The organism is Haloferax prahovense (assembly GCF_000723845.1).
GTDB lineage: Archaea > Halobacteriota > Halobacteria > Halobacteriales > Haloferacaceae > Haloferax > Haloferax prahovense.
The window spans coordinates 2,582,381-2,606,873 of record NZ_LK053000.1; the positions used below are offsets into that span (position 1 = coordinate 2,582,381).

General features: G+C 67.8%; 28 protein-coding genes. 14 read left to right on the plus strand and 14 right to left on the minus strand.

Annotated elements, in window-relative coordinates:
- Positions 1 to 17 precede the first annotated feature (17 nt).
- From BN984_RS13025 to aroC, 3 genes are all read right to left on the minus strand, one after another.
- Positions 18 to 956 carry a thiamine pyrophosphate-dependent enzyme gene (locus BN984_RS13025; protein WP_008093056.1) on the minus strand — a complete coding sequence of 313 codons (939 nt, stop codon included), beginning with the start codon at positions 954 to 956 and terminating at the stop codon, positions 18 to 20.
- A 3-nt stretch (positions 957 to 959) separates the two neighbouring features.
- Positions 960 to 2,855 (minus strand): 2-oxoacid:acceptor oxidoreductase subunit alpha, encoded by a 1,896-nt coding sequence (locus BN984_RS13030; protein ID WP_049968399.1) that lies wholly within the window; start codon positions 2,853 to 2,855, stop codon positions 960 to 962.
- Positions 2,856 to 3,055: 200 nt separating this feature from the next.
- Positions 3,056 to 4,213 (minus strand): chorismate synthase, encoded by a 1,158-nt coding sequence (gene aroC / locus BN984_RS13035; RefSeq protein ID WP_008093059.1) that lies wholly within the window; start codon positions 4,211 to 4,213, stop codon positions 3,056 to 3,058.
- Between the two features lie 106 nt (positions 4,214 to 4,319).
- Between aroC and BN984_RS13040 the strand changes: the two genes are divergently transcribed.
- Positions 4,320 to 4,841 (plus strand): DUF6653 family protein, encoded by a 522-nt coding sequence (locus BN984_RS13040; RefSeq protein ID WP_049968400.1) that lies wholly within the window; start codon positions 4,320 to 4,322, stop codon positions 4,839 to 4,841.
- Here BN984_RS13040 and BN984_RS13045 read toward each other — a convergent pair.
- Complete coding sequence (locus BN984_RS13045; RefSeq protein ID WP_049968401.1) at positions 4,830 to 6,071, minus strand: alkaline phosphatase family protein; 1,242 nt, start codon at positions 6,069 to 6,071, stop codon at positions 4,830 to 4,832. The two genes, BN984_RS13040 and BN984_RS13045, sit on opposite strands and share 12 nt — an antisense overlap.
- Before the next feature lie 91 nt (positions 6,072 to 6,162).
- Positions 6,163 to 7,455, minus strand: a complete 1,293-nt coding sequence (gene aroA / locus BN984_RS13050) for a 3-phosphoshikimate 1-carboxyvinyltransferase (RefSeq protein WP_049968631.1) — start codon at positions 7,453 to 7,455, stop codon at positions 6,163 to 6,165.
- Between the two features lie 300 nt (positions 7,456 to 7,755).
- On the opposite strand from aroA, the gene BN984_RS13055 reads away from it, so the two are divergent.
- Positions 7,756 to 8,931: a M24 family metallopeptidase gene (locus tag BN984_RS13055; protein WP_049968632.1), complete on the plus strand. Its 1,176-nt coding sequence runs from the start codon at positions 7,756 to 7,758 to the stop codon at positions 8,929 to 8,931.
- A gap of 67 nt (positions 8,932 to 8,998) precedes the next feature.
- Here the strand turns inward: BN984_RS13055 and BN984_RS13060 are convergent, their stop codons facing one another.
- A complete protein-coding gene (locus tag BN984_RS13060; RefSeq protein WP_008093070.1) occupies positions 8,999 to 9,520 on the minus strand; it encodes a hypothetical protein in 522 nt (173 codons plus the stop codon).
- A 168-nt stretch (positions 9,521 to 9,688) separates the two neighbouring features.
- Positions 9,689 to 10,534, minus strand: a complete 846-nt coding sequence (locus tag BN984_RS13065; RefSeq protein ID WP_049913418.1) for an SDR family oxidoreductase — start codon at positions 10,532 to 10,534, stop codon at positions 9,689 to 9,691.
- A gap of 145 nt (positions 10,535 to 10,679) precedes the next feature.
- On the opposite strand from BN984_RS13065, the gene BN984_RS13070 reads away from it, so the two are divergent.
- The 5 genes from BN984_RS13070 to BN984_RS13085 all read left to right on the plus strand — a co-directional run bounded on the left by BN984_RS13070 (position 10,680) and on the right by BN984_RS13085 (position 14,391).
- Positions 10,680 to 11,492, plus strand: a complete 813-nt coding sequence (locus tag BN984_RS13070; RefSeq protein WP_049968402.1) for a prephenate dehydrogenase/arogenate dehydrogenase family protein — start codon at positions 10,680 to 10,682, stop codon at positions 11,490 to 11,492.
- Between the two features lie 88 nt (positions 11,493 to 11,580).
- Entirely contained in the window at positions 11,581 to 12,984 is a 1,404-nt protein-coding gene (locus BN984_RS13075) for a small ribosomal subunit Rsm22 family protein (RefSeq protein ID WP_049968403.1), read from the plus strand.
- A gap of 84 nt (positions 12,985 to 13,068) precedes the next feature.
- Positions 13,069 to 13,860 carry a 5'/3'-nucleotidase SurE gene (gene surE / locus BN984_RS13080; protein WP_008093078.1) on the plus strand — a complete coding sequence of 264 codons (792 nt, stop codon included), beginning with the start codon at positions 13,069 to 13,071 and terminating at the stop codon, positions 13,858 to 13,860.
- A gap of 70 nt (positions 13,861 to 13,930) precedes the next feature.
- Positions 13,931 to 14,056 (plus strand): hypothetical protein, encoded by a 126-nt coding sequence (locus BN984_RS20080; RefSeq protein ID WP_255409901.1) that lies wholly within the window; start codon positions 13,931 to 13,933, stop codon positions 14,054 to 14,056.
- Positions 14,057 to 14,166: 110 nt separating this feature from the next.
- Positions 14,167 to 14,391: a hypothetical protein gene (locus BN984_RS13085; RefSeq protein WP_049968404.1), complete on the plus strand. Its 225-nt coding sequence runs from the start codon at positions 14,167 to 14,169 to the stop codon at positions 14,389 to 14,391.
- A gap of 4 nt (positions 14,392 to 14,395) precedes the next feature.
- Here BN984_RS13085 and BN984_RS19975 read toward each other — a convergent pair whose 3' ends face one another.
- Entirely contained in the window at positions 14,396 to 14,644 is a 249-nt protein-coding gene (locus BN984_RS19975) for a hypothetical protein (RefSeq protein WP_008093083.1), read from the minus strand.
- An 84-nt stretch (positions 14,645 to 14,728) separates the two neighbouring features.
- Between BN984_RS19975 and BN984_RS13095 the strand changes: the two genes are divergently transcribed.
- On the plus strand, positions 14,729 to 15,535 hold the full coding sequence (locus BN984_RS13095) for an aminoglycoside N(3)-acetyltransferase (RefSeq protein ID WP_049968405.1): 807 nt from the start codon (positions 14,729 to 14,731) through the stop codon (positions 15,533 to 15,535).
- Positions 15,536 to 15,601: 66 nt separating this feature from the next.
- Here BN984_RS13095 and BN984_RS13100 read toward each other — a convergent pair whose 3' ends face one another.
- From BN984_RS13100 to BN984_RS13110, 3 genes are all read right to left on the minus strand, one after another.
- Entirely contained in the window at positions 15,602 to 16,027 is a 426-nt protein-coding gene (locus tag BN984_RS13100) for an OsmC family protein (protein ID WP_008093087.1), read from the minus strand.
- Between the two features lie 96 nt (positions 16,028 to 16,123).
- Positions 16,124 to 16,765 (minus strand): LysE family translocator, encoded by a 642-nt coding sequence (locus BN984_RS13105; RefSeq protein ID WP_338036216.1) that lies wholly within the window; start codon positions 16,763 to 16,765, stop codon positions 16,124 to 16,126.
- Between the two features lie 121 nt (positions 16,766 to 16,886).
- Positions 16,887 to 17,771 carry a sulfite exporter TauE/SafE family protein gene (locus BN984_RS13110; RefSeq protein ID WP_008093093.1) on the minus strand — a complete coding sequence of 295 codons (885 nt, stop codon included), beginning with the start codon at positions 17,769 to 17,771 and terminating at the stop codon, positions 16,887 to 16,889.
- Positions 17,772 to 17,877: 106 nt separating this feature from the next.
- On the opposite strand from BN984_RS13110, the gene BN984_RS13115 reads away from it, so the two are divergent.
- Entirely contained in the window at positions 17,878 to 18,264 is a 387-nt protein-coding gene (locus BN984_RS13115; protein ID WP_004977218.1) for a CopG family ribbon-helix-helix protein, read from the plus strand.
- Between the two features lie 222 nt (positions 18,265 to 18,486).
- Positions 18,487 to 19,488, plus strand: a complete 1,002-nt coding sequence (locus BN984_RS13120; RefSeq protein WP_049913420.1) for an arsenic resistance protein — start codon at positions 18,487 to 18,489, stop codon at positions 19,486 to 19,488.
- Between the two features lie 110 nt (positions 19,489 to 19,598).
- On the opposite strand, the gene BN984_RS13125 is transcribed toward BN984_RS13120, so the two are convergent.
- Positions 19,599 to 19,907, minus strand: a complete 309-nt coding sequence (locus BN984_RS13125) for a chorismate mutase (RefSeq protein WP_004977216.1) — start codon at positions 19,905 to 19,907, stop codon at positions 19,599 to 19,601.
- The gene (locus tag BN984_RS13130) at positions 19,904 to 20,773 is read right to left on the minus strand and encodes a shikimate kinase (protein ID WP_008093099.1); all 870 of its coding nucleotides are present in this window, start codon (positions 20,771 to 20,773) and stop codon (positions 19,904 to 19,906) included. Before BN984_RS13130 ends, BN984_RS13125 begins: the two co-directional genes overlap by 4 nt.
- Positions 20,774 to 20,930: 157 nt before the next feature.
- Here BN984_RS13130 and BN984_RS13135 point away from each other — a divergent pair, with 157 nt between their 5' ends.
- Positions 20,931 to 21,359 (plus strand): DUF5796 family protein, encoded by a 429-nt coding sequence (locus BN984_RS13135; RefSeq protein ID WP_008093101.1) that lies wholly within the window; start codon positions 20,931 to 20,933, stop codon positions 21,357 to 21,359.
- Positions 21,359 to 21,595 carry a DUF7508 domain-containing protein gene (locus BN984_RS13140; RefSeq protein ID WP_049968406.1) on the plus strand — a complete coding sequence of 79 codons (237 nt, stop codon included), beginning with the start codon at positions 21,359 to 21,361 and terminating at the stop codon, positions 21,593 to 21,595. Before BN984_RS13135 ends, BN984_RS13140 begins: the two co-directional genes overlap by 1 nt.
- Positions 21,596 to 21,620: 25 nt before the next feature.
- Here the strand turns inward: BN984_RS13140 and BN984_RS20085 are convergent, their stop codons facing one another.
- A complete protein-coding gene (locus BN984_RS20085; protein ID WP_008093105.1) occupies positions 21,621 to 21,755 on the minus strand; it encodes a DUF7128 family protein in 135 nt (44 codons plus the stop codon).
- Positions 21,756 to 21,833: 78 nt separating this feature from the next.
- On the opposite strand from BN984_RS20085, the gene BN984_RS13150 reads away from it, so the two are divergent.
- On the plus strand, positions 21,834 to 24,041 hold the full coding sequence (locus BN984_RS13150; RefSeq protein ID WP_008093108.1) for a CDC48 family AAA ATPase: 2,208 nt from the start codon (positions 21,834 to 21,836) through the stop codon (positions 24,039 to 24,041).
- Between the two features lie 100 nt (positions 24,042 to 24,141).
- Positions 24,142 to 24,459, plus strand: coding sequence for a hypothetical protein (locus BN984_RS13155; protein ID WP_049968407.1), 318 nt, complete (start codon positions 24,142 to 24,144; stop codon positions 24,457 to 24,459).
- Positions 24,460 to 24,493: the final 34 nt, after the last annotated feature.

Genomic DNA, 24,493 nt, shown 5'->3' on the forward strand with positions numbered 1-24,493 from the left:
CTACCGCGTCGTCGGCGTTACTTGTGCTTGTCGAGGAAGTTGTCGAACGTCCGCTCCCACTCGTAGGAGTCGTCGAAGTAGCGCTCCGCGAGCGGCTCTTCGGGCATCTCGCCGATGCGCTGTTTCTCCTGCTGGTAGGACGGGCGGTCTTCGTCGACGTAGTACCGGCCGGTGAGGACGGTGCCCTCGTGGAGGGCGTTCTCCGTCTCGAACATCATCTCCGAGGCCTCCGAGCGGTTCGTGTTGTCGAACTCGTAGTCGTCGGAGTCGTTGATGTCGATGTACGGGACGTACTGACGGGCGTCCTTGTTCCACGTCGGACACTGCGTGAGGAAGTCGACGTGGGAGAAGCCGTCGTGCTGGATGGCTTCCACGATGATGTCCTTCGCCTGGTTCGGGTTGACGGCGGCCGTCCGCGCGACGTACGACGCCCCGGAGTTCAGGGACATCGAGAGCGGGCGGAGCGGCGTCTTGGCCGAGCCGTGGGGTTGGGTCTTCGACTTGTGACCCATCGGCGAGGTGGGCGAGGTCTGGCCCTTCGTGAGGCCGAAGATCTCGTTGTTGAACACGATGTAGGTGATATCGTGGTTCTCACGAGCGGTGTGCATGAAGTGGTTGCCACCGATGCCGTAGCCGTCGCCGTCGCCGCCGGCGGCGACCACGGTCAGACCGGGGTTCGCCAGCTTCGCGGCGCGGGCGATGGGCAGCGAGCGGCCGTGGATGGTGTGGAACCCGTAGCTGTTGAAGTAGCTGTTGAGCTTGCCGGAACAGCCGATACCGGTCGTCACCATCATCTCGTCGGGCGAGAGGCCGAGTTCGGCCGCCGCGCCCTTGAGCGCCTTGAGGACACCGAAGTCACCGCAGCCCGGACACCACGTCGGCTGGGGTTCGAGTCCGGGGGTGAACTCGTTTTGGTCCTGCTCCGTTTCTTCACCGATTGCGCTGAATGCACTCATGATTTATTCACCCACCTTGGGGACGAACTTCGTGCGGTTGTCTGGGAGCTCCTCACCTTCGAGGAGCGCCGTCTCGAAGCCCTCGACGATGTCGGCGGGCTCGAACGGGTTGCCGTTGTACTTGAGGAGACTCGACATCTGGTCGCCGTAGCCGCCGAGTTCCTTGGAGATGAGTCCGCGGAACTGGGCGGAGGCGGTCATCTCGACGACGAGCGCCTCGTCGACGCTGTCGAGGAAGTCCGCGACCTCCTGTTTCGGGAACGGCATCATCTCGGAGACGCCGAGGACCTTGACCGAGTGGCCCTTCTCGTTGAGAACGTCGGCGGCCTCTTCGACGGTGCCCTGCTGGCTGCCGAAGGTGATGAGGCCGAGGTCGGCGTCTTCGTCGCCGTGGACCGTGTTGAACTCGCCGTCGGCGTCGAGTTCGGCGCGGATGTTGTCGACCTTCTGCATGCGGCGGTTCATCTGCGCGACGCGGTTCTCGGGGGACTCCGAGATGTGACCCGCGGGCATGTGCTCGTTACCCGTGGCGAGGTAGCGACCGCCCTTCTGGCCCGGCAGCGAACGCGGCGAGACGCCGTTTTCGGTGTCGTGCTGGAAGCGCTGGTACTTGCCGGAGTCGTCGTGCGGCGCGTCTTCGAGTTCCGCTTCCGTCAGGACCGAACCGAGGTCGGCGTTGGGCTCCTCGTCGAAGACCGAAGCCGGGACGTTCGAGAGTTCGCCCCCGAGCTTCTGGTCGTAGAGGACGATGGACGGAATCTGGTACTCGTAGGCGATCTGGAACGCCTTACGCGTCTGGTAGTACGCCTCGGCGGCGGTCCCGGGCGCGAAGACGATGCGGTGGGAGTCACCCTGCGAGGTGTACAGGACGTGTTCGAGGTCGGACTGCTCGGGCTTCGTCGGCATGCCCGTCGAAGGACCGGCGCGCATGGCCTCGACGAGGACGAGCGGCGTCTCGGTAATCTCCGCGAGACCGAGCGGCTCGGACATGAGCGAAAAGCCGCCACCGGAAGAGCCAGACATCGCCTTGACGCCCGCGTGGGAGGCACCGATTGCCAGCGCGGCCGCGGCGATTTCGTCCTCCACCTGCTCGGAGATGCCGCCGAGTTCGGGGAGGTTCTGGGTCATGATGGTGAAGACTTCCGTCCACGGGGTCATCGGGTAGCCCGCGATGAAGCGGCAGCCTTCGTCGATGGCTCCGTACGCGATGGCGTCGGAGCCGGAGAGAAGCACCTGCTCTTCGTCGTGTTCGCCGGTCGGCGCGGACACGTCGGGAGCCTCGACGTCGTACTCCTCTTGGACCATCTCGTAGGCGTCGTCGAAGACGGTCAGGTTCGGTTCGAGAATCTTGTCGGGCATCGCGTCCGACATCAGGCTCTTGATGACGTCGGGTTCGATGCCGGCGATGGCGCACGTGACGGCGACACCGGCGGTGTTGCGCATGACCTCGCGACCGTGTTCGCGGGCGATGGTGCGCAGGTCGATGTCGTAGACGTGCCAGTCGTTCTCCTCGACGCGCTCGTCGAAGTCCTCGATCTCGGAGGCGTCGAGCAGACCGGAGTCGTAGACGATGACTCCGCCTTCGTCGAGTTCGTCGAGGTTCTCCGAGAGCGGCTTGATCTCCTCGTTGCCGTAGTAGGCACCCTCGCTCGGGTTGCGGGCGAAGGAGTCACCGAGCGCGAGGAGGAAGTTGTACCCGTCGCCGCGAGACTTGACGGGGTCTGCGCTCACGCGCACTTCGGTGTACGTGTGGCCACCGCGGATGCGCGATGGATAGTGGCGATGCGTGAAAACGTGTAGCCCCGCTCGCATCAGGGCTTTGGCGAAGTTCTGGCTCGTCGAGGCGATACCGTCACCGGAACCCCCTGCGATCCGCCAGATAAGTTCGTGGTCAGTCATATGTTGAGCTCACGGCCCCGCTGGGGCGCTACCTGAAAAGTTGGGGAGGGTCCGATTAAAGACTTTGCTATGGATTAACAAGGAAAGATAATGAAGGACTTAATATTGTTAAACTGACTCACCCTCCCACCGTCGAAAGTGGACGAACGGGCTATCACGCCCGCGGAATAGAGTGAACGATAACTCGGAATCGGGGGTCGCTACTCGTTGTCGGGACTCGACGGGTGGTACGGGGTGTCGTACTCGCCGGCCTGTCCGTCGAGGCGGTCGGGATTGATGCGTCCGCCGAGGAGCATGAAGTCGAGGATGGTCACGTAGAGCATCGCCTCGACGACCGGGACGCCGCGGGGCGGGAGGACGGGGTCGTGCCGGCCGACGACCTGAATCTCCTTTTCCTCGCCGGTCTCCCAGTCCACGGTCCGCTGTTTCTTCGGGATGGACGTGGGCGCGTGGAGCGTCAGTTCGCCGTACACCGGTTCGCCGGTCGTGATGCCGCCCTGGATGCCGCCGTGTTTGTTGCCGACGGGTCGGGGGTCGCCCTCTTCACTAAATTCCCAGTTCTCGTTGCGGTCGTGGCCGGTCCACTCGCGGGCCTCGCGGCCGAGGCCGAACTCGAACGCCGTCGCCGCCGGCACCGACATGAGCGCCTGTCCGAGCCGCGCCGAGAAAGAGTCGAACCGCGGCGCGCCGAGGCCGCGCGGGACGCCCTGCGCCTCGAAGTATATCGAGCCGCCGATGGAGTCGCCTTCCTTCTGGTACTCCTCGATGAGTTCCTGCATCTCCGCCGCGGTCTCGGGGTGCGCACAGCGCACGTCGTTTTCCTCCGTGTGCTCGCGCAGGTCGTCGAAGGAGACCTCCGGCGCTTCCACGTCGCCGATCTGGTTCACGTGCGCCTTCACCTCGATGTCGTAGTCGCTCTGCTCGATGACCTGCTTCGCCACCGCGCCGGCGGCGACCCAGTTCACCGTCTCGCGCGCGGACGAGCGCCCGCCGCCGCCCCAGTTGCGCGTGCCGAACTTCGCCGAGTACGTGAAGTCGCCGTGCGAGGGCCGCGGCGCGGTCACGTAGGGTTCGTACTTGCCCGAGCGGGCGTCCTTGTTCTGGACGACCATCCCGATAGGCGTGCCCGTCGTGTAGCCGTCCTGCACGCCGGAGTTGACGACGACGGCGTCCGGTTCGCCGCGGCTCGTCGTAATCATCGACTGGCCCGGCTTCCGTCGGTCCAGTTCGTGCTGCACGTCTTCGACCGAGAGCTCCACGCCGGCGGGACAGCCGGACACCGTGACGCCCATCGCGTCGCCGTGGCTCTCGCCGTAGGTGGTCATCCGAAAGAGACGACCGAATTCGTTGCCGTTCATTACCCGCCCCTCGGGTGGCCGCCCATTTAGTGTTTGTAGAAAGGTGCAATCGTGGGCGGTGGTTCGGCGACCCCACGTTCATGGTCGACGACGACGAATCCGCCGTATGGAACCGACGCCCCCCACCGGCCCCGCCGCCTCCGACCTCGACTCCGACTCCGACGCCGCGTCCGGACTCCGCGGCCGCTTCGAAGCGGCGTTCTGGGAGCGCCACGCCAACCCGTGGAGCGCCGGCACGCGAATCCTCGTCTATCCCGTGTTGATGTACGCGGTCTACCGACGGAACCGCCGGCTCTTTCTCGCCGCCGTCGCGTTCACCGCGGTCAACCCGGTGTTGTTCCCGCGGCCCGCGCGCACGGACAACTACCTCAGCCGAATCGTCCTCGCCGAGCGCGAGTGGCTCGACGCCGAGCGCGGGACGATGGGCCTCGACTACCCGAACGTGCTCAACGTCCTCAACGTCCCGGTCACGCTCTACGCCTTCGTCTCGGCGATTCAGCGCAACCCGGTCGGCACGCTCCTCGGTACGCTCGGCGTGATGGTCCTCAAGCTCTGGTGGGTCGACGCCGTCGTGCGAGAGACGGGCGTGACGGGCCACGGCCCCGAGGAAGCGAAGTCACCGGAGTGAGTCCAGTGTCGCCGTGGCAAACGGAATCAGCATCTCGTCGGGGTGGAGTCCGCCGTGCATGCCGACGAAGCCGAGGTTCCCCGGCTCCTCGTCGCCGTACCAGACGCCGAGGTTCCGGTGGACGACCACGAGGTCGCCGAGTCGTCGCTCGAACGTCGGCGAGGGGACGGGGCCGAACAGTTCCCGCTCCAGCACCTCGCGCTTCCGGAACACCCGCGCGTCCAACTCGGTCGTGAGCAGGTCGTAGACCGGTTCGATTCGGTCGTCTCTCAGATGGAGGTGGACGTTCCGCGGGCTCCCCGAGAACCGAATCGGCGTCCCGTCCGTGAGCGTCCGCAGGTCGGAGACGAGGTCGAACGGCGGCTCCGAGAGGTCGGGGTTGCGCTCGGGGTCGGTGTCGACGAGGCCGTGGTCGGCGGTGAGACAGACGAGCGTCTCGCCCGCGTCGTCTTCGTCGGTCGCTTCCGCGAGCGTCGCTATCGCGTTCTCCACGCGGTCGAAGGTCTCGTCGACCGTCTCGCGGTACGCCTCGGAGTCGACGCCCTCAGTGTGCGCCACGGCGTCGGTCTGCGGGAGGTACGCGAAGACGTAGGACGGGTCCACGGCCGACTCGACCGCCTCCTCGAAGGCGTCCGAGAACGTCGAGAGGTCCTCCGGGTCGTAGGTGTGCGGGACCGTCTCCTCGGACGGGAACGGCGTCACGTGGTGCGTCTCGACGCCCGCGGCGGCGAGGTCGGGATAGACGCTCTCGCAGTCGGCCACGTCGGCGCGGTCGATTCGCTCCGGCTGGGTGCCGTCCTTCCGGAGGAAGGGCAGCGCCTCGAACATCTCGTCGGCGTCGGGGTCGTAGACGTTCCAGCCGACGACGCCGTGCTCCGACGGCAACGCTCCCGAGTGGAACGTGTTCATCGCGGCGGCCGTCTCCGACGGGAAGACGGTGGTGAGCGGGGTGACGCGGCCCGCGCGCTCGAACTCCCGGAGGAAGGGAATCCGATCGCGCTCGCCGTCCCACTGGGCGAGGCCGAAGCCGTCGACGAGGAAGACGATCACCCGTGACACGTCGTCGTAACCCGCGGTGGCTTCGGCGGGGAGCCGCGGTCCGACGTCCGCGCCGAGCAGGTCGGCGACGGTCCCCGGAATCCGCGAGAAACACCAGTCGTCGTAGGCCGGCAGGAGATAGTCGCCGTCCGACTGTCGCTCGCGGAGCGCCTGCGCGTCGGCGTCGAACATACCACGGTCGGCGTCCGGGCGGGCGAAAAAGATTTCGTCGGCCGGGGGCTCGGTGCCGCTCTGGCCAGCCGAGGTGGGCGGTGCGCCCCGGTCAGTTCTCGGTCATCTCGGCGCCGAGGTCGGACATCGCCTCGAAGAAGTTCGGGAACGACACGTCGACGTGCTCGCTGCCCGCAATCGTCGTCTCGCCGTCCGCGACGAGGCCGGCGACCGCGAGCGACATGACGATGCGGTGGTCGCCGCGGCCGTCGACCGCCGCGCCGACGAGGTTGGTCTCGCCACCGTGAACCGTGAGCCTGTCTTGTTGTTCGGTGACGTTCGCGCCCATCTTCGCGAGTTCCTCAGCCATCGCGCTCACGCGGTCGGTCTCCTTGTACCGGACGTGCTCGCAGTTCTCGATGACCGTGTCGCCGTCGGCGATAGCCCCGAGGACCGCGATGGTCGGGAGCAGGTCGGGCGTGTCGCCCACGTCCACGGTCGTGCCGGTCAGGTCGGCCGCGGAGACGGTCAGTTCGCCCGCGTCCTCGTCCCAGTCCACCGTCGCGCCCATGTCGCGGACGATGTCGACGATGGCGCTGTCGCCCTGTGCGGACGGGCGCGCGCCCTCGATGACAACGTCTTCGCCCTCAGCGCCCGCGACCGCGCCGGCCGCGAGCAGGTAGGAGATAGACGAGAAGTCGCCGGGGACGCTGTACGCGCCGCCCTCGGGGGCGTACGACTGGCCGCCGGGAACGGAAAAGCCGTCGTCGGTCCGGGTCGCTTCCACGCCGAAGTCGGCGAGGAGTTCGAGCGTGATATCGACGTACGGCGAGGACTTGAGTTCGGTCGTGAGTTCGACGTCGATGCCCTCCTCTGTGACCGCGCCGGCCATGAGGAGCGCGGTGATGAACTGCGAGGACACGTCGCCGGGAATCTCGACCGTGCCGCCGGTCATGCCGTCGCCGACGACGAGCGGGGCCTGCCCGTTTCGGCGCGTGCTCTCGGCGCGGCCGTCGAGGTCGAAGACGGCGTCGAGAAGCGGGCCGTGGGGGCGCGACCGGAGCGAGGCGTCGCCCGTGAGGACCGTCAGACCGTCGCCGAGGGCCGCACAGCCGGTGACGAGGCGCATCGTCGTCCCCGAGTTCTCGCAGTTGACTACGTCGCCGGGCGTGCCCGGGCGACCGCCGAAGCCGGCGACCTCGACCGTCTGGCCGTCGCGGTCGACCGACCCACCGAAGGCCTCGACCGCGCGCATGGTCGCCTTGGTGTCGGCGCTGACGAGCGCGTCGCGGACGACCGCCTCGTCGCTGTAGCCCGCGGCGAGGACGGCTCTGTGGGTGTAACTCTTCGACGGCGGCGCTCGGGTGCGTCCGGCGACCCGAGACGGGGAGACGTGCGCGTCCATACGCGAGGGGTCGGCAGGGTCCGGTATCAGGGTACCGGACGCGGCGACGTTCTCCCGGACGGCGACGGAGGCGCGGTCACTCGGTTTCTTGTTTGCCAACAAACATATATCGCGGGCGAGCGTACTGTGTTCGGGATGAGCGCCGCGGGCCGCGGCGTTCCGCCGCACCCCGCGCGCGACGAGTTCCGGCGGCCGATTCGCGGCGCGTCTCCCGCCCGAAGAGGCGTGTCGCGGAGTCGATACCGGAACCCGCCGACCGCGACGCGAGAGCTTTACTACCGGCCGGGCGAACCCCGGAGTATGGAACCCGATTTCTCACCGCTGGCCGAGTTCCTCGGCGACGAGTTCGACGGCTATCTCATCTCGGCCGACGGGAGCGACTCCAACCAGCTGTACCTCTCTGGGTTCGACGCGCCGGACCCGTACGTGACGCTCTACACGCCGGAGGGAATCCACCTCCTCGTCTCGACGCTGGAGTTCGGCCGCGCGAAGAAAGAGAGCCGCGCCGACACCGTCTCGCGGCTCTCCGACTACGACTACCGCGACAAGCACGCCGAACACGGGGCAGTCGTCGGGAAGGCGAAGACGGTCGCGGCGTTCCTCGCCGACTACGGGGTCGGGTCGCTCGCGGTCCCCGCGGACTTCCCGCTCGGCACCGCCGACGCCCTGCGCGAGGAGGGCGTCACAGTCGAGGCCGAGGCCGACGACGTGCTCACGAACATCCGCGCGGTGAAGTCCGACGAGGAAGTCGAGCACATCCACGCCGCACAGGACGCCAACGAGGCCGCGATGCGGGCCGCCGAGGGCCTCATCCGCGCCGCCGACGTGGCCGAGGACGGCACGCTCACCTACGAGAGCGACCCGTTGACGAGCGAGCGCGTCAGGGAGGAAATCGAGGTGACGCTCCTGCGACACGGCTGCGCCCTCGACGAGACCATCGTCGCCTGCGGGGCTGACGCCGCCGACCCGCACGACCGCGGGGGCGGCCCGCTGCACGCCGACGAGGCCGTCATCATCGACATCTTCCCGCGCGACAAGGAGACGAAGTACAACGGCGACATGACCCGGACGTTCGTGAAAGGCGAGCCGTCGCCCGAGATACGCGAGTGGTTCGACCTCACCGAGGAGGCGTTCGAGGCCGCTCTCGACGCCGTCGAGCCGGGCGCGACCGGTAAGGACGTACACGATGCCGTCTGCGACGTGTACGAGGCAGCCGGCGAGAGTACGCTCCGCGCCGACCCCTCGGCCGAGACCGGATTCATCCACAGCACGGGTCACGGCGTCGGCCTCGACGTGCACGAACTCCCGTCGCTGAGCCCGAGCGGCGAGGAGCTTCGCCCCGGTCACGTCATCACCATCGAGCCGGGGCTGTACGACCCCGAAATCGGCGGCGTCAGAATCGAAGACCTCGTCGTCGTCACCGAAGACGGCTACGAGAACCTGACTGAGTACCCGGTCGAACTCGTCGTCGAGTAGCCGGCGCGAGAGCGCGGAATCGGAACGAGCGCCGAATCCGAATCCGAATCGGCGTCGGCGGAGAAAATCAGCTATCGAGGGCGTTGTCGCCGGTCGAGCCGCAAGCGGCGGGCGCGTCGGTCCAGCCGGAGTTGGCCTCGCGCCACTGTTTTAGCAGGTCTTCCAGCGCATCGCCCGTCTCGGGCGTGAGTACGCCCGCTGCCTGCCGGACGACCGTCCCGTCCTCGATGAAGAGCGCGTAGATGTTGCCCTCGCCGAGCAGTCCGAGACGGCGCTGGAGCGCGGTCTTGTCCACCCGCGCGATGAGCGCGTTGTCGTGGGTGCGGCTCCGAGCGGCACCCGGCGACATTCCGCCGCCGGACATCGGTGGCATCATCCCGCTCCGTCCGCCGAGGACGAGCAGTTCGTAGTACTCGAAGTGTCCGTACGTCTCGCACAACTCCTTTGCGAACCCGCGCCACGACCCGACCAGCGACTGCTGGCGGCGGTCGAAACTGATGAGCACGAGCGTCTGTTCACCCTCTAAGTCGTCCGGCAGGACGACTTTCTGGCCGCTCGTATCTCGTGTCGGGAGGCGAGGGAACTCCATGGGCTAGGCGATTCTCCACCAGTAGATAAGTCTAATTGCCGATTCGACAAACCGTCGCGTCGAGAGGACTGTCTCTCTAGCTGCGACGACGTATGAACTCATCGCGAGTGGTTTCGAGTTTATTCGTTATAAACGTCCGCTCCCGAGACTCAGCGCCGATAATCGGGGTCAGCGTTCGTATTCGGGGTCGAACAGTTGGGCCGACATCGGTCCCGGTTCGCTTCCCTCGACGACGGCGTACGAAGAGAGGTCGTCGACGCCCGCCTCGGACAGCAGTTCCTCGTCGTAGAACGCGTTACCGGTGCAGTCAGTCGGGTCGCGCGAGAACAACTCGGCGACGGCGTCGCACAGTATCTGCGGGGTGCGCCAGTCCTCGGGCGTGCCCATCCCGAAGTGTCGCGTCGCCTCGGACTCGATGGCGGAGACCGGCCACAGCGCGTTCACGCCGATGTCGTCGGCGTCGAGTTCGCCCGCGAGCGACTGCGCGATGAACGTCATGCCGTACTTCGAGAGCGCGTAGGCGACCTTGCCCGGGGCGGGGCGAGCGGGCATCGGCGGCGAGAAGGTGACCACGTGGGCGTGGTCGCTCTCGCGGAGGTGCGGGAGCGCGGCGTGCGTCGTCGCGTACGCCCCGCGGGCGTTCACGTCCATGAGGAGGTCGAACCGCTTCGGCGGCGTGTCCTCGAAGCCCGCGATGTGAATCGCGCCCGCGTTGTTGACGACGAAGTCGATGCCGCCGAAGGCGTCGACCGTCTCGTCGATTGCGGTCTGCACGGAGGCGTCGTCACGCACGTCGAGTTGACACCAGATGGAGTCGCCGCCGCGCTCGCGTATCTCCTCCGTCGTCTCGACGATGGTCCCGGGGAGGTCCTCGCGCCCGTCGACGGTCTTGCCCGTGGAGACGACGTTTGCGCCCCGGTCGGCCAAGTCGAGCGCGATGGCCTTCCCGATGCCGCGACTGGTTCCCGTGATGAAGGCCGTCCGACCCTCGAAATCCACATCATCGAATGCCATAGTTTCTTATCGGTCATCGACCACTTGATGGTTCGTACACCGGGCGTCGGTTGAACGTGGTTTGCGGGTCGGGTGCAGGTGGGCGTCTCGCCACACCCGCCGCCACCGATTCCCTTTTGGCCGCTGCACCTCCACACCCGTACCGATGGACGTGCTCATCGTCGGCGCGGGCGCAATGGGACGCTGGTTCGGCCGCACCGTCGACGCCGACCTCGCGTTCGCCGACGCGGACCCCGAGAGCGCGGTCGCCGCAGCGGACGCGCTGGGTGGCCGGGCGGTCCCGCTGGACGGCGACGAGCGGTTCGACGTGGTCTGTCTCGCAGTTCCGATGCGACTCGCGGCCGACGCCGTCGCCGACAACGCCCACCGCGCGGACGCCGCGATGTGCGACGTGACCGGCGCGATGAAACCGCCGGTGGCGGCGATGCGCGACCACCTCCCCGACCGCGAGCGACTCAGCCTCCACCCGCTTTTCGCCCCGCACAACGCCCCCGGCAACGTCGCCGCCGTCGCCGACGAATCGGGGCCGAAGACGGACGCCCTGCTCGCCGACCTCGACGCGGCCGGCAACCGCGTCTTCGAGACGACGCCCGAGGAACACGACGCGGCGATGGAGACGGTGCAGGCGGCCGCCCACGCCGCCGTCCTCGCGTTCGGGCTCGCCGCCGACGACGTGCGCGAGGAGTTCGCCACGCCGATTTCCGCCGCGCTCGACGAACTCGTCGCCTCGGTGTCCGGCGGCACCCCGCGCGTGTACGCGGACATCCAATCTTCGTTCGGCGGCGGGGCCGACCGCGTCGCCGACGCGGCCCGCGCGCTCGCCGCGGCCGACGACGAGGCGTTCGCCGACCTCTACCGGCGCGTCTCCCGCGGCGACACCGGAGTCGGCGCGGGAGCCGACCGCGTCGCCGACGACCGCACCCGCGACCAGACCGACAAGCACGACCCTATCGAGTGACGAGTGAAGGGAGACACCGACGCCGACGCCCCGCCGCGGGCCCGATTCCCGCCGCGCGGGCGGCGGCGACTCGCTCCACAGCCCACCGATGATAGACAGAGACGCCGTCCGCGACAACGCGAAGTACCTCAGAAACGTCCGCCCCATCGACCCCGACGAGATAGCCGAGTACATCGAGGGCGCGCCGCACCCCGCCGTGGTGAAACAGACGCTCCGCGAGGAGGCCCACGACCTCGGCCTCTTCGAGCGCGACGACGGCACGTTCGTCCCCGCGAACGACGACCCCGCGCCGGTTCAGCACTGGTCGCCCGCGGCTTTCCCCGACGACTACTCCTTCGCCCTCGAAGACCTGCTCATCGGGCGCTACGGCGCGAACTGGCACGTCGGCGACTCCGGCGACCGCCTCCGGGAGCGCGTCCGCCAGCTCAAGGAGGACTACTACCGGGGCACCCCCGTCGAGTACGACGAGGACGCCGCGCTCGGCTACGGGATCTACCACCTCCCGGACTACTACGCCGCCGTCGGCTACGTCCTCTCGGACCTCGCTGAACGGAGCCTACTCCCCCGTAACCCTCGCGTGCTCGACGTGGGTGCCGGAACCGGCGGCCCCGCGCTCGGTCTGCACGACTACCTCCCCGACGACGCCGTCGTCGACTACCACGCGGTCGAACCGAGCGCCTCCGCCGACGTGCTCGACCGGATGCTCGGCGAGACGCGCCGGAACTTCCGGACGACCGTCCACCGCGAGACCGCCGAGGCGTTCGACCCCGACGGCGAGTACGATATCGTCCTCTTCGCCAGCGTCCTGAGCGAGCTCGACGACCCCGTCGCGGTCGTCGAGAAGTACCTCGACGCCCTCGCCGACGACGGCGCAATCGTCGCCATCGCGCCGGCGGACAGAAACACGAGCATCGGTCTCCGCGAGGTCGAACGTGAGGTCGCGCCCGCCGACGGCGACGTGACCGTGTACTCGCCGACGCTCCGTCTCTGGGACGGCTACGCGCCCTCGGACCGGGGCTGGTCGTTCGACGTGAAGCCCGACCTCGACGTGCCGGGGTTCCAGCGCCGCCTCGACGAGGGTCGCGACGGCGACGAGGACGAGGGAACCTTCGTCAACGTGGACGTGCAGTACTCCTACAGCGTCCTCCGGACCGACGGCGAGCGCCGCCTCGACGTTCGCGGGAACCCCGCGCGGTTCGCCAAGATGGCCGAGATGGAGCGCCACGTCACGAACCGCATCGACCTCCTCGCGGTCAAACTGAGCCACGACCTCTCGGAGGGCAACAACCAGGTGTTCAAAATCGGCGACGGCAGCGAGGCGGTCGACCACTACGCCGTCCGCACGCGCGAGACCGTCCTGAACGCCGATGTGGCCGACGCCGACTACGGCGACGTGCTCGTCTTCGAGAACGTCCTCGCGCTCTGGAACGACGACGAAGAGGCGTACAACCTCGTCGTCGACGACGAGACGCTCGTCGACCGCGTCGCCTGAGCGGGGCGCGTCGGCCGCCGCCGTTCCTCGGGACACGTTGCGTCCGACGGGTGGCTTTTTGCGCGCTCCGTCCCCAGTCGGACCATGAGCGAACCCAGCATCCTCCTCACCAACGACGACGGCATCGAGAGCGTCGGCTTCCGCGCGCTCTACGACGCCCTCTCGGAGTTCGCCGACGTGACGGCGGTCGCGCCCGCGACGGACCAGAGCGCGGTCGGCCGGAAGATGTCCACCGACGCGGTCGTCACCGAGCACGAACTCGGCTACGCGCTGGAGGGGACGCCAGCCGACTGCACGGTCGCCGGCCTGGAGGCGCTGTGTCCCGACGTGGACATGGTCGTTTCCGGCATCAACAAGGGAGCCAACATCGGCGCGTACGTCCTCGGCCGGTCGGGAACCGTCAGCGCCGCCGTCGAGGCCGCGTTCTTCGACGTGCCCGCCATCGCCCTCTCGCTGTACGTCCCCGCCGGCGGCGACCTGCCGTGGCACGAGAAGGCGACCGACCCGCGGGACTTCCGCGAGGCGACCCACGCGGCCTCGTACCTCGTCAAACACGCCGAGCCGGCCGGCGTCTTCGACCAGTGCGACTACCTCAACGTCAACGCGCCCATGCGCGACCCCAGCGGCGACCCCGCGGACATGCAGGTGACGGTTCCCTCGGAGCTGTACGACATGACCGCGGAGTTCGAAAACGGGACCGTGAAGCTCCACGACCGCGTCTGGGAGCGGATGCGAACCGGCGACATCCCGGACCCCGACGGCACCGACCGCCGGGCCGTCGTCGAGGGCCGCGTGTCGGTCTCGCCGCTGACCGCGCCGCACACGACCCACCGCCACGAGGCGCTGGACGCGCTCGCCGAGACGTATCTGGAGTAGGCCGAGCGTCGAGCGTCGTCCGGTGGCAACAAAGCGTATATCCGAGGGTCCTGAAACGCCGACGAGACCGATGACCCCGTTTCTCCAAGCCGCCGAGTCGGGCAGCGTCACCGGCTTTCTCGTCACTATCGCGGTGCTGTTTAGCATCCCGCTCGTCATCCTCCTCCTCGGACGGCTGTTCGAACAGTTCTTCTGAGGTCCGCCCTTCGGAGGGTCTTGTCGACCGCGGCGACTCGCGCGATGCGCCACGCATGCGGCCCGAGCCTCACCGTCGCCTTTTTATATGATTACTGTCATTTGAATGTCATGAACCGTGACGAGCTCAACGACTATCTGAAACAGCGGCCGCTCTTGGGAGGTCTCTGGCTTGTCGGAATGCTCGGCGCGGGCATGGTTCTGTGGCTGAAACTGCTCCGCCCGGCGCAGTCGGTCGCCGACATCGTCTCGAACACCGGCTACCAGTTCGGCTTTCTCGTGATGGGCGGGCTCTGTTACGTGGCCTTCGTCGGCTTCTCTCGGGCGGTGAACTGATTTCTCACTCCGCCGCCCAGCGACTGTCCACCAGCAGTTTGTACGCGAGGCCGACGCCCCCGGCGAACATCGCGAGCGCCCCGGCGAGTGAGGCGACGATTCCGAGAGCGAACATCAGCCCGAACCCGTAGCCTGCGAGGGCGAAACTGCCGACGGCTAGCAACACCCAGCCGCCGGCGATGACGGCAAACAGCGCGATGGCGTCGTCTTCGGTCGCGTAGCGGAGGGCGTCGCGGGCGGAGACGCGTGACATGTCGAACGCGTCGCCGGGGGCGAACCTGGTCCTTTCGGTCGGCCGACACCAAAGATTGAATCCCGGGCCGGCCGACGGACGCGTATGTCCGAAGCAGATGCGGTCGAGCGCGTCGACGAGCCGGGAACCGTCGAGTCGCTCGCCGCGGACCTCCGCTCGCTCGGCGTCGCGGCCGGCGACACCCTCCTCGTGCACTCGTCGCTCAGTTCGCTCGGCTGGGTCGCCGGCGGCCCGCAAGCGGTCGTGGACGCCCTCCAGACGGTGCTGACCGACGACGGGACGCTGGTCATGCCGACCCACACGGGCCAGTACACCGACCCGTCGGTGTGGGAGAACCCGCCGGTCCCCGACGACTGGGTGGAAACCATCGGCGAGTCGATGCCGCCGTTCCGCCCCGACGTGACGCCCACCCGCGGAATGGGCGCGATACCCGAGTGCTTCCGCAACTACCCCGGCGTCGTCCGCAGCGAGCATCCGACGGTCTCCTTCGCGGCGTGGGGCGCGGCTGCCGAAGCGATAGCCGCTGACCACGAACTCGATTACGGCCTCGGCGACGGGTCACCGCTGGCTCGGGTGTACGACCGCGGCGGCGACGTGCTCCTGCTCGGCGTCGGCCACGGGAACGACACCTCGCTCCACCTCGCCGAACACCGCGCGGACTTCGAAAAGACGCGGACGACGGAGCGCGCGCCGCTGCTCCGAGACGGCGAGCGCGTCGTCGTCGAGTACGAGGACATCGAAGTCGAGACCGACGACTTCGAGGAAGTCGGCGAGGCGTTCGAGACGGCCGTCGGCGCGACAGACGGGTCGGTCGCGGCCGCGCAGGCGACGCTCCTCGACCAGCCCGCGCTGGTCGACTTCGCCGAAGACTGGTTCGAGTCGAACCGCTGAGCCGAGGGCGCGGTCGACTCGGTCGGTTCGCGACGCCGGACGCGATGCCGGATTCGACGCGTCCGCTCAGGCGAGCGTCGCGGTCAGCGTGATTTCCGGCCCGGCGAGCGCCTTCGACACCGGACAGCTCTCCTTCGCGCGCTGGGCGAGTTCGGCGAACGTCTCCTCGTCGATGTCGGGCACGTCGGCGTCGAGCGTCAGGTCGATGCGAGAGATTTCGAAGCCGCCGCCGTCGGCCGGGTCGAGGTGCACGTCGGCCGCGGTGTGGAGGCTCGTCGGCGCGTAGCCCTCACCTTCGAGGAACGCGGTCAACTGCATCGAGAAACAGCCGGAGTGGGCCGCGCCGATGAGTTCCTCGGGGTTCGACCCGGGTTCGTCCTCGAACCGCGTCGGGAACGTGAACGTCCCCTCGACGGTCCCGCTCTCCGTCGAGAACTCGCCGCTGCCGTCTTTGCCACCGGTCCACGTCGTCTCAGCTTTGTGCGTGGGCATCTCACGCACGCCTACGGTCGCCAACGATATGGAGATGACGGCGAACGGCGCGTTCGAGGCGGCCGGCGGGCGCGGAGTAGAGATTGAGGCGGCGCGCTACAGGCCGCTCCAGAGCGCGGCGACCCCGAACCCGACGATGACGACGCCCGCGAGTTGGTTCACCCGCCGGAGGACCGCCGGGGTGACTCGCTCCCGGACGCGGTCGACGGCGGCGCTCAGGACGAACCACCAGAGCGCCGACCCGGCGAAGACGCCCGCGACGAGGACCGCCGCCGCGAGGTAGTCGCCCGAGACGCCGACGCCCAAGCCGGCGAAGATGCCCACGAAGGCGAGTATCGTCACCGGGTTCGTCAGCGTCAGGAGGAACGTCGACCCGAAGTCGGCGACGAGTGTCCGGGCGTCGCTGGCCGGCGTACTTACAGAAGACGAGTCCGCCGTCGGTGCCGACTCGACCGACTCGGGGTCGCCTCGAATCGACTGGAAGCCGATGTACAGGAGGATTCCCCCGCCAGCGAGGGCGATTCCGTTGCGGTGTCCGAGCAGGACCGACGAGAGCGCGGCGAGGCCGAACCCCGCGATGGCTCCGTAGACCGCGTCCGCGGACGCCGCTCCGAGTCCGCTGACGAAGCCCGAGAGACGGCCCTTAGAAAGCGTTCGCTGGATGCACAGGACGCCGATTGGTCCGACCGGCGCGGCTATCGAGACGCCGAGAACGAGTCCGCGGACGAAGATTCCGATTGTCGTGGTTAATAGACATCACCTCGTGGTCGCTTCGATGCGTCGCCGGGTGATACGTCTATCGCCCGTCCTGAATGGCCCGCCGGCGCAATCAACGTTGGTGCCGACTACCCGTCACCGATTAGAGCAGCCCTGTGATGAAGCCGAGACCCATCAGGACCAACACGGCCGCGGAGAACGCCGGAAGATACGGCGTGTACTTCTCGACCTCGTCTTCGTACTGCTGGTAGCCGGCGATCAGCAACATCGTCAGTCCGACGATGCCGACGACGACGGTGATGGCGTAAGCGCTCATCAGTTCGAGGCAGTAGTTCGACCCGGCACAGAGCGCGATAATCTCGAACTCCTCCTCGTGGGCGAACCCGAGGACGAACGCGAACCACGCGATGCCGAGGAGGCCGCGGTCCGCGGCTTCGTCGAGGTCGCCGTGTGAGTGAGAGTGGGAGTGCCCGCCGACGAAGGGCACGAACGCTTTCAGGCGGGAGAACAACCCGCCGTCATCGTGACCGTGAGTGTGGCCGTCGTGGCTGTGGTCATCGTGGTCATGTGAGTGCCCGCGGTCGTGCGAATGGCCATCGTCGTGCGAGTGACTGCCCTCGTGTGAGTGGTCGTGGTCGTGAGCGTGCTCCTCTCCGTCGTCGTGCCCGTGAGTCCCGTGAGCGTGTCCGTGGTAGTACTCGCGGACACCGAGTGCGATGAGTAAGACGCCGGCCACGAGGCTGACCTGTCCACCGATTTGGACGCCGCCGAGTATCGTAATCGGCTCGTTGACCTGCGTGAGGTCGAAGTACTCCTTCGCGTAGAAGAACACGCCCACCATCGCGATACTGCTGATGAGGTGGCCGATTCCGAGGATGAAACTCGCTGCGAACCCGTACACCCACTTGTTCGCTTGGTCGAGCGCGTACGAGGCCGCGACGGGCCAGCCGTGACCCGGTTCGACGCCGTGGATGGCCCCGAGAGCCACCGCGCCGACGACGAGTCCGAGCAGTTCGTTCGAGGCCATGTACTACCGTATTCGTGGAAAACGAGGGGTATAGGGGTTGTTAATACCGAACCGGGGGTGTCGTCATAACGGGAACTCTTGTAGCTGCGCACGTCAGTTCGAACCGATGCGGACGAGTTTCAACATCCCCGACGAACTGGTCGAGGAGTTCGACCGGGCGTGGCGCGACGAGGGCATCGAAAACCGGTCGCGGGCGGTTCGAGAGGCCATGCAGGAGTTCATCGAGTCCCACGCCCGGCTCGAAGACGTGTCCGGCGAGGTCGTCGCGCTCGTCGGCTTCGACTACCGCCACCACGACGTGATTCGCGAGCTGCACGGGGCGCAACACGAGTTTCAGGACGTCATCCTCAACACGAGCCACACCCACCAAGGCGAGTGGTGTCTCGAATCGCTGTTCTGCCGCGGCCCCGCGGAGCGCGTCCGAGAGCTAACGTACCGACTCCGGGACTTCGACGCGGTCCGCCGGGTGAAGGTGATGGTTATCCGGGAGTGACGCGGCGTCGCGTCTCGCCTCGGATTAGTCTCGGTTCGAACGCCGCGCGCTGTCGGTGCCGAGTTCGAGTGGGTTGGCCGCGGCGCGCCGAGCTACCGATTCTGCCGCTGTTCGGCCTGTCAAGTCCCCACTTGGTGTGATAGATTCCGTCTACTTCGCCGCTTCCTGTCTGACACGGGGGAGCGACGATGGTTTACCGGCGACGAACGAATCAGCCAGTAGATGAACTCGAAGCGGTGGCTCCAACGGCATCAAGTTGCCGTCTATGCAGGCTTCGTTCTCTTGGCCGTCGGAGTCGGCGTCTATCTTCCGAACTCGGCCCCGCTCTCCGAGTCGCTCATCGACCCGGTACTGGCCGCCCTGCTCTACGTCACGTTCCTCGAAATTCCGTTCGTTCGACTCCGTCGCGCGTTTCGGAACGGGCGGTTTGTCGCGGCGGCACTGGGTATGAACTTCTTGGTCGTCCCCGTCGTCGTCTGGGGACTCACTCGGTTCCTCCCCCAGCGACCAGTCATCCTCGTGGGTGCGTTCATGGTGCTTCTGACGCCGTGTATCGACTACGTAATCACCTTCACCGAACTCGCAGGCGGCGACGCCGAGCAGGTTACAGCGACGACCCCGGCCCTGATGCTCGTCCAACTGTTGTTGCTCCCGTTGTACCTGTGGCTGTTCATGGGTTCGACGGTCGCAGCGGTCATCGAACCGGGGCCGTTCGTCGAGGCGTTTCTGGTACTCATCGCGCTCCCGTTGACGCTCGCGTGGCTTACCGAAGCGTGGGCGGAACGGTCGTCGAGGGGCGACGCGTGGCAGGAGACGATGGGGTGGTTACCGGTTCCGATGATGGGCGCGACGTTGTTCGTCGTCATCGCGTCACAGCTTCCCCGGGTGCAGAGTTCGATCGAGCAGATTGCAGTCGTCATTCCGGTGTACGTCGCCTTCCTCGTCGTCATGTCGATACTCGGACGACTCGCGGCGGGAGTCTTGCAGATGGATGCCGGGGAGGGCAGGGCGCTCGTGTTCACGTCGGTCACCCGTAACTCGCTGGTCGTCCTCCCACTTGCACTTGCGCTTCCGGCGGGGTACCGACTGGTACCTGCGGTCGTCGTGACGCAGACGCTCGTCGAACTGGTCGGGATGGTCACTCTCACGCGAGTCGTCCCGGCGTGGCTCGTCCCGGACTCGCCGAAGCGAATCTCACTTCCCGAGTTGGTGACTCGCGAGTGAGGTCCGTGGGTACCGTGTCCTCGTGAACGACCGAGGAACAACAGAACAGCCGCCCAAAGAAGAGTCAACTAACAAAACTCCGATGTGCGGCCTTAGAACCCCGAAATCGGCTACCGATTCTGCCGCTGTTCGGCCTTGTTCATCTCGATGAGCAGCCGGAAAATCGCCTTCACGAGGTTCGAGTCGACCTCGAAGTGGGCCGCGTTCTGCCCGGCGCGCTCCATCACGCGCTCTTCTTGGGACTCGTCGGTCGTCGGCAGGTCCTTCTCGGCTTTGACCTGCGCGACGGTGTCGGCGACGTAGGTCCGGCGGGCGATGAGTTCGACGATGCCGCGGTCGATATCCTCTATCTCCTCGCGGAGTTCGTCGAGCGACATGTCCTGGAACGGTTCGGCTGCGGTGTCGGTGTCGTCTGTCATTGGATTCGTGCTCCGTCGGTTCGGGTGGTCGTCAGTCGGGTCTCTCCGTCGCGGGCGTCCCATAGTTCTCTGACGCGTTCGAGGTCGGCGCGGTCGCCGACGGCGACGACGCTCGGGCCGGTCCCGGACAGCGAGACGCCGTCGGCGATGGGCATCGCCTCGACGGCGGGGTCGGTCGGGAAGTCCAGGGCGGCCGAGAAGGCGAGGCCGTTGACGGTCATCGCCTCGGCGTAGCGGCCTTCGAGCGCGAGGTCGGCGACGAGGTCGGCCATCGGGGCGACGTTCTCGCAGCGACTCACGTCGGCGTCGGCGCTGTAGGCGCGCTCGGGGGGCGTCCACACGAGCACGTCCCAGTCGACCTCGTCGCGGACGATGAGTTCGTCCTCGGTGTTGTCGGTGACGACGACGCCGCCGACCATGGAGGCCGAGGCGTCGTCGAACGCACCGGTCGCCGTGACGCCGACCTCGCGGGCGGCGCGGACGCCCATCCGGCAGGCGTCGAGCCGGGAGATGTCGGCGTCCGGGCCGGGGCCGACCGAGCGACCGAGCGCGGAGAGCGTCGCCAGCACCGTCGCGTTGGCCGCGGCGCTGGAACTCTTGAGGCCGGCGGCCATCGGCAGGTCGCTTTCGGTCTCGACGGTGCCGCCCTCGCCGTCGCCGAACGCCTCGACCACAAGCTCGACGCAGCGCTCGATGAGCCGCGTGTCGGCGTCCGGGGCCTCCGCGATGCTGCCGCGGACCGCGCCGGAATCGTCCAGTTCGACCGACGCGGTGGTCTCCGCGTCGATGGCGAACGCGGAGCCGGTCGCCGTCGCGAGGGCGTTCAAGACGGTGCCCGCCCCGAGGGCGGTGGCTCGGCCGTGCATACTTGCCGGAGGTCGGCACATCGTGTTATGTGTGGCGGTCCGTGCCGTTTTCGCCCGTAGGTTCGGAGACCGGCGCGGCGGCTTCGCGTTCGAGACCGCCGCTCGAGAGCCGTCCCGAGACGCGACGTTTTTGCCGTCCCCGCGGCAACGATGAGCCATGAGCGCCCGCAGCGACATCGCCCCGAGCACACTCGGCGTCGAACTCCACGACTACGGCGTCGAAGTGGAGTACATCGACAACCGAACCACGGTCTACCGGGGCGTCCCCGAAGCGGTCACGGGCACACTCGCCACCGCTCCCGGCAAGGAGGTCCACGTTCTCGTCACCGACCCCACCGAGACCGAGGGCGTCATGATGTACGTCAACGACCTCAAGAGCCACGACGACGTGCTCGAATCGAGCGGCGTCGGCCGCGTCATCCTCGGCGAGGGCGAAGAAGAAGAGCTGTTCCCCGGCGTCCTCGTCCGGCGTGTGCCCGGCCACCGATTCGAAATCGAGGCCGACCCCGCGGTCGCCCGCGGCCGCGTGTTCGTCTTCGTCGAGGACGACTGGGCCGAGCACTCCTACGAGTTCGTCGCCGAGTGATGCTCCGGAAGCGCTGGGAGCCGCTGGAAAAGCGGACCATCGGAAAGGCCCCGGAAGCCTACGGCTACTACGAACTCGGCGACGCGGACGGCGACCTCGTCGGCCGCGGCGTGGGCGTCCTCCGCGACGAACTGAAGGAGGCGCTCGCCTATGGCGACGCCGAGCGCGTCCGCTGGGAGCGTGCGACATCGCTGGACCACGCCGAGCGACTCGCAGACGAACTCGACCCGGTGTAGCCGCCCTCGCACCCGCCGCGCGCCGCTACTGCAAGTACGACGGACTGTCCGTGTCGCAGTTCTCCTCGTGGGCCTCGGCGTCGGTCTCCACGTCGAACAGCATCCCGCACTCTTCGCATCGGTACCACGTCACACCGTCTTTCTCCGTCGTGGCAACCATGCGTACTGTTACCGCGCCGTCCCGGAAAACGGTTACTCCGGGCGAACCCTCAAGGGTCGAGCGACCGAATCGGAGGGTATGTCAGAAGATGGGGTGACGCTCGTCGTCCGCGCCGCGGAGAAACGCGACGCGGGCCGCGGCATCGCCCGCCTCCCCGAGGCCGCCCGCCGTGAACTCGGCGTGCTCAGCGGCGAGACGGTCGTCATCGAGGGGTCCCGAGAGACGGTCGCGAAGATGTGGCCCGCCCGCCCCGGCGCGGCGGCGGGCGAGATGCTCGTCGACGCCGACACGCGGGCCAACGCCGGCGTGAAAATCGGCGACAGCGTCCGCGTCAGGAAGATAGCCGTCGAGGACGCGCGCTCGGTGACGCTCGCCGGACCCAGCGCCTTCGAGCGGACCAGCGTGGACCGCGAGACCATCGAGGAGGTCGTGAAGGCGGAGCTTCGGAACCGGCCGCTCCGCGAGGGCGACCGCGTCCGCGTCGAGCGACTCGGCGGGGCCGCCCTCGTCGTCAGCGAGACGAAACCGGAGGGCGTGGTCCGCGTCACCGACGCGACGGCGGTCTCCGTGACGGCTACGAGTTCGAAGGGCGCGAGCGAGACCGTCCGCGACGCCGTCAAGAGCGTGACCGGCGGCGACGGCGGCGACGCCGGGAGCCGCGGCCGGGCGACGGGCGTCACCTACGAGGACATCGGCGGCCTCGACGACGAACTCGACCTCGTCCGCGAGATGATAGAGCTCCCGCTGTCCGAACCCGAGGTGTTCGCCCATCTCGGCATCGAGCCGCCGAAGGGCGTCCTCTTACACGGCCCACCGGGCACCGGGAAGACCCTCATCGCGAAGGCCGTCGCCAACGAGGTCGACGCGAGTTTCACCACGATTTCGGGCCCGGAGGTGCTCTCGAAGTACAAAGGCGAGTCCGAGGAGAAGCTTCGCGAGGTGTTCCAGTCGGCCCGCGAGAACGCGCCGGCCATCATCTTCTTCGACGAGATAGACTCCATCGCGTCGAAGCGCGACGACGGCGGCGACCTCGAAAACCGCGTCGTCGGCCAACTGCTGTCGCTCATGGACGGGTTGGACGCCCGCGGCGACGTGGTCGTCATCGGCGCGACGAACCGCGTCGACAGCCTCGACCCGGCGCTCCGTCGGGGCGGTCGCTTCGACCGCGAAATCGAAATCGGCGTCCCGAACGAGGCGGGCCGCCGCGAGATTCTCGACGTGCACACCCGGCGGATGCCACTCGCCGAGGGCGTGGACATCGACCGACTGGCCTCCCGAACCCACGGCTTCGTCGGTGCCGACCTCGAATCGCTGGCCAAGGAGGCCGCGATGACCGCGCTCCGGCGCGTCCGCCGCGAGGGCGGGGGCGGAAGCGGGGACGGTGGCGGGAAGGTCGCCGTCGCGGACATGACCGTCACGCGCGCCGACTTCGAGTCGGCGATGGCGACGGTCGAACCCTCGGCGATGCGCGAGTACGTCGCCGAACAGCCGACCGAGGGCTTCGAGGGCGTCGGCGGTCTCGACGACGTGAAGCGGACGCTCGAACGGGCGGTGACGTGGCCGCTGACCTACGCGCCGCTGTTCGAGGCGGCCTCGACCGACCCGCCGACCGGCCTGCTCTTACACGGGCCACCGGGGACCGGCAAGACGATGCTCGCCCGCGCCATCGCGGCCGAAAGTGGCGTCAACTTCATCCACGTCGCCGGCCCCGAACTGCTGGACCGCTACGTCGGCGAGTCCGAGAAGTCCGTCCGCGAGGTGTTCGACCGCGCCCGACAAGCCGCCCCGAGCATCGTCTTCTTCGACGAGATAGACGCTATCGCCACCGACCGCGACAGCGCCGGGTCGGACTCGGGCGTCACCGAGCGCGTCGTCTCCCAACTCCTGACGGAGATGGACAACGCCGCCGACAACCCGAACCTCGTCGTCCTCGCGGCGACGAACCGCCGGGACGCGCTCGACCCCGCGCTCCTCCGACCCGGCCGGCTGGAGACCCACGTCGAGGTTCCCGCCCCGGACATCGAGGCACGCCGGGCCATCCTCGACGTGCACGTCCGCGACAAGCCGCTCGGCACCGACGTGGACCTCGGCGACGTGGCCGCTCACATGGACGGCTACACCGGGGCCGACGTGGCCGCGGTCTGCCGCGAGGCGGCGCTCCGTGCGATTCAGGACGTGGCCGACGCCTACGAGGGCACCGAGGCGAACGACCACGCCGACGAGGTGCGCATCACCCGCGCGCACTTCGATGCGGCGCTGGAATCTGTCTCGCCGACACAGGTCTGACGGGGCCGACCGCCGGAGAACCTCCGTTCCCGCTCACCTGCGAGATTATCTCGTTTCGCCGCGTACTGTGTCTCATGTTCACTCGCAACAGAGGTGTGTCGTGAACGCGGCGTGGCGGCGGAAGGTCCGCCGAGAGTGGGACGCGCTCACCGGCGGCCCGCTCTCCGCGACGTGGTGGGTCACGAAAGCCGGCCTTCGAGTCGCGTTCGCCGAGGCCACATTCATGTTCCTCGTGTTGTTGAACAACGACGCGGACGCGGTCTCGGCCGTCGCCGACGGCGAGGCATCGGTGTTCTCGCTCGTCGCGGTCGTCCTCGGGTCGCCCGAGTACCTCGCCATCGCGGGTATCGTCTTCGCCGTCGCGCTGTTCCTCCCGTTCCTTCCACGGCGCAACGAGGCGACCAATCGCTGGGAGTAGGCCGTAGCGCGTGGGAAGAGACGGCCGGCGACGA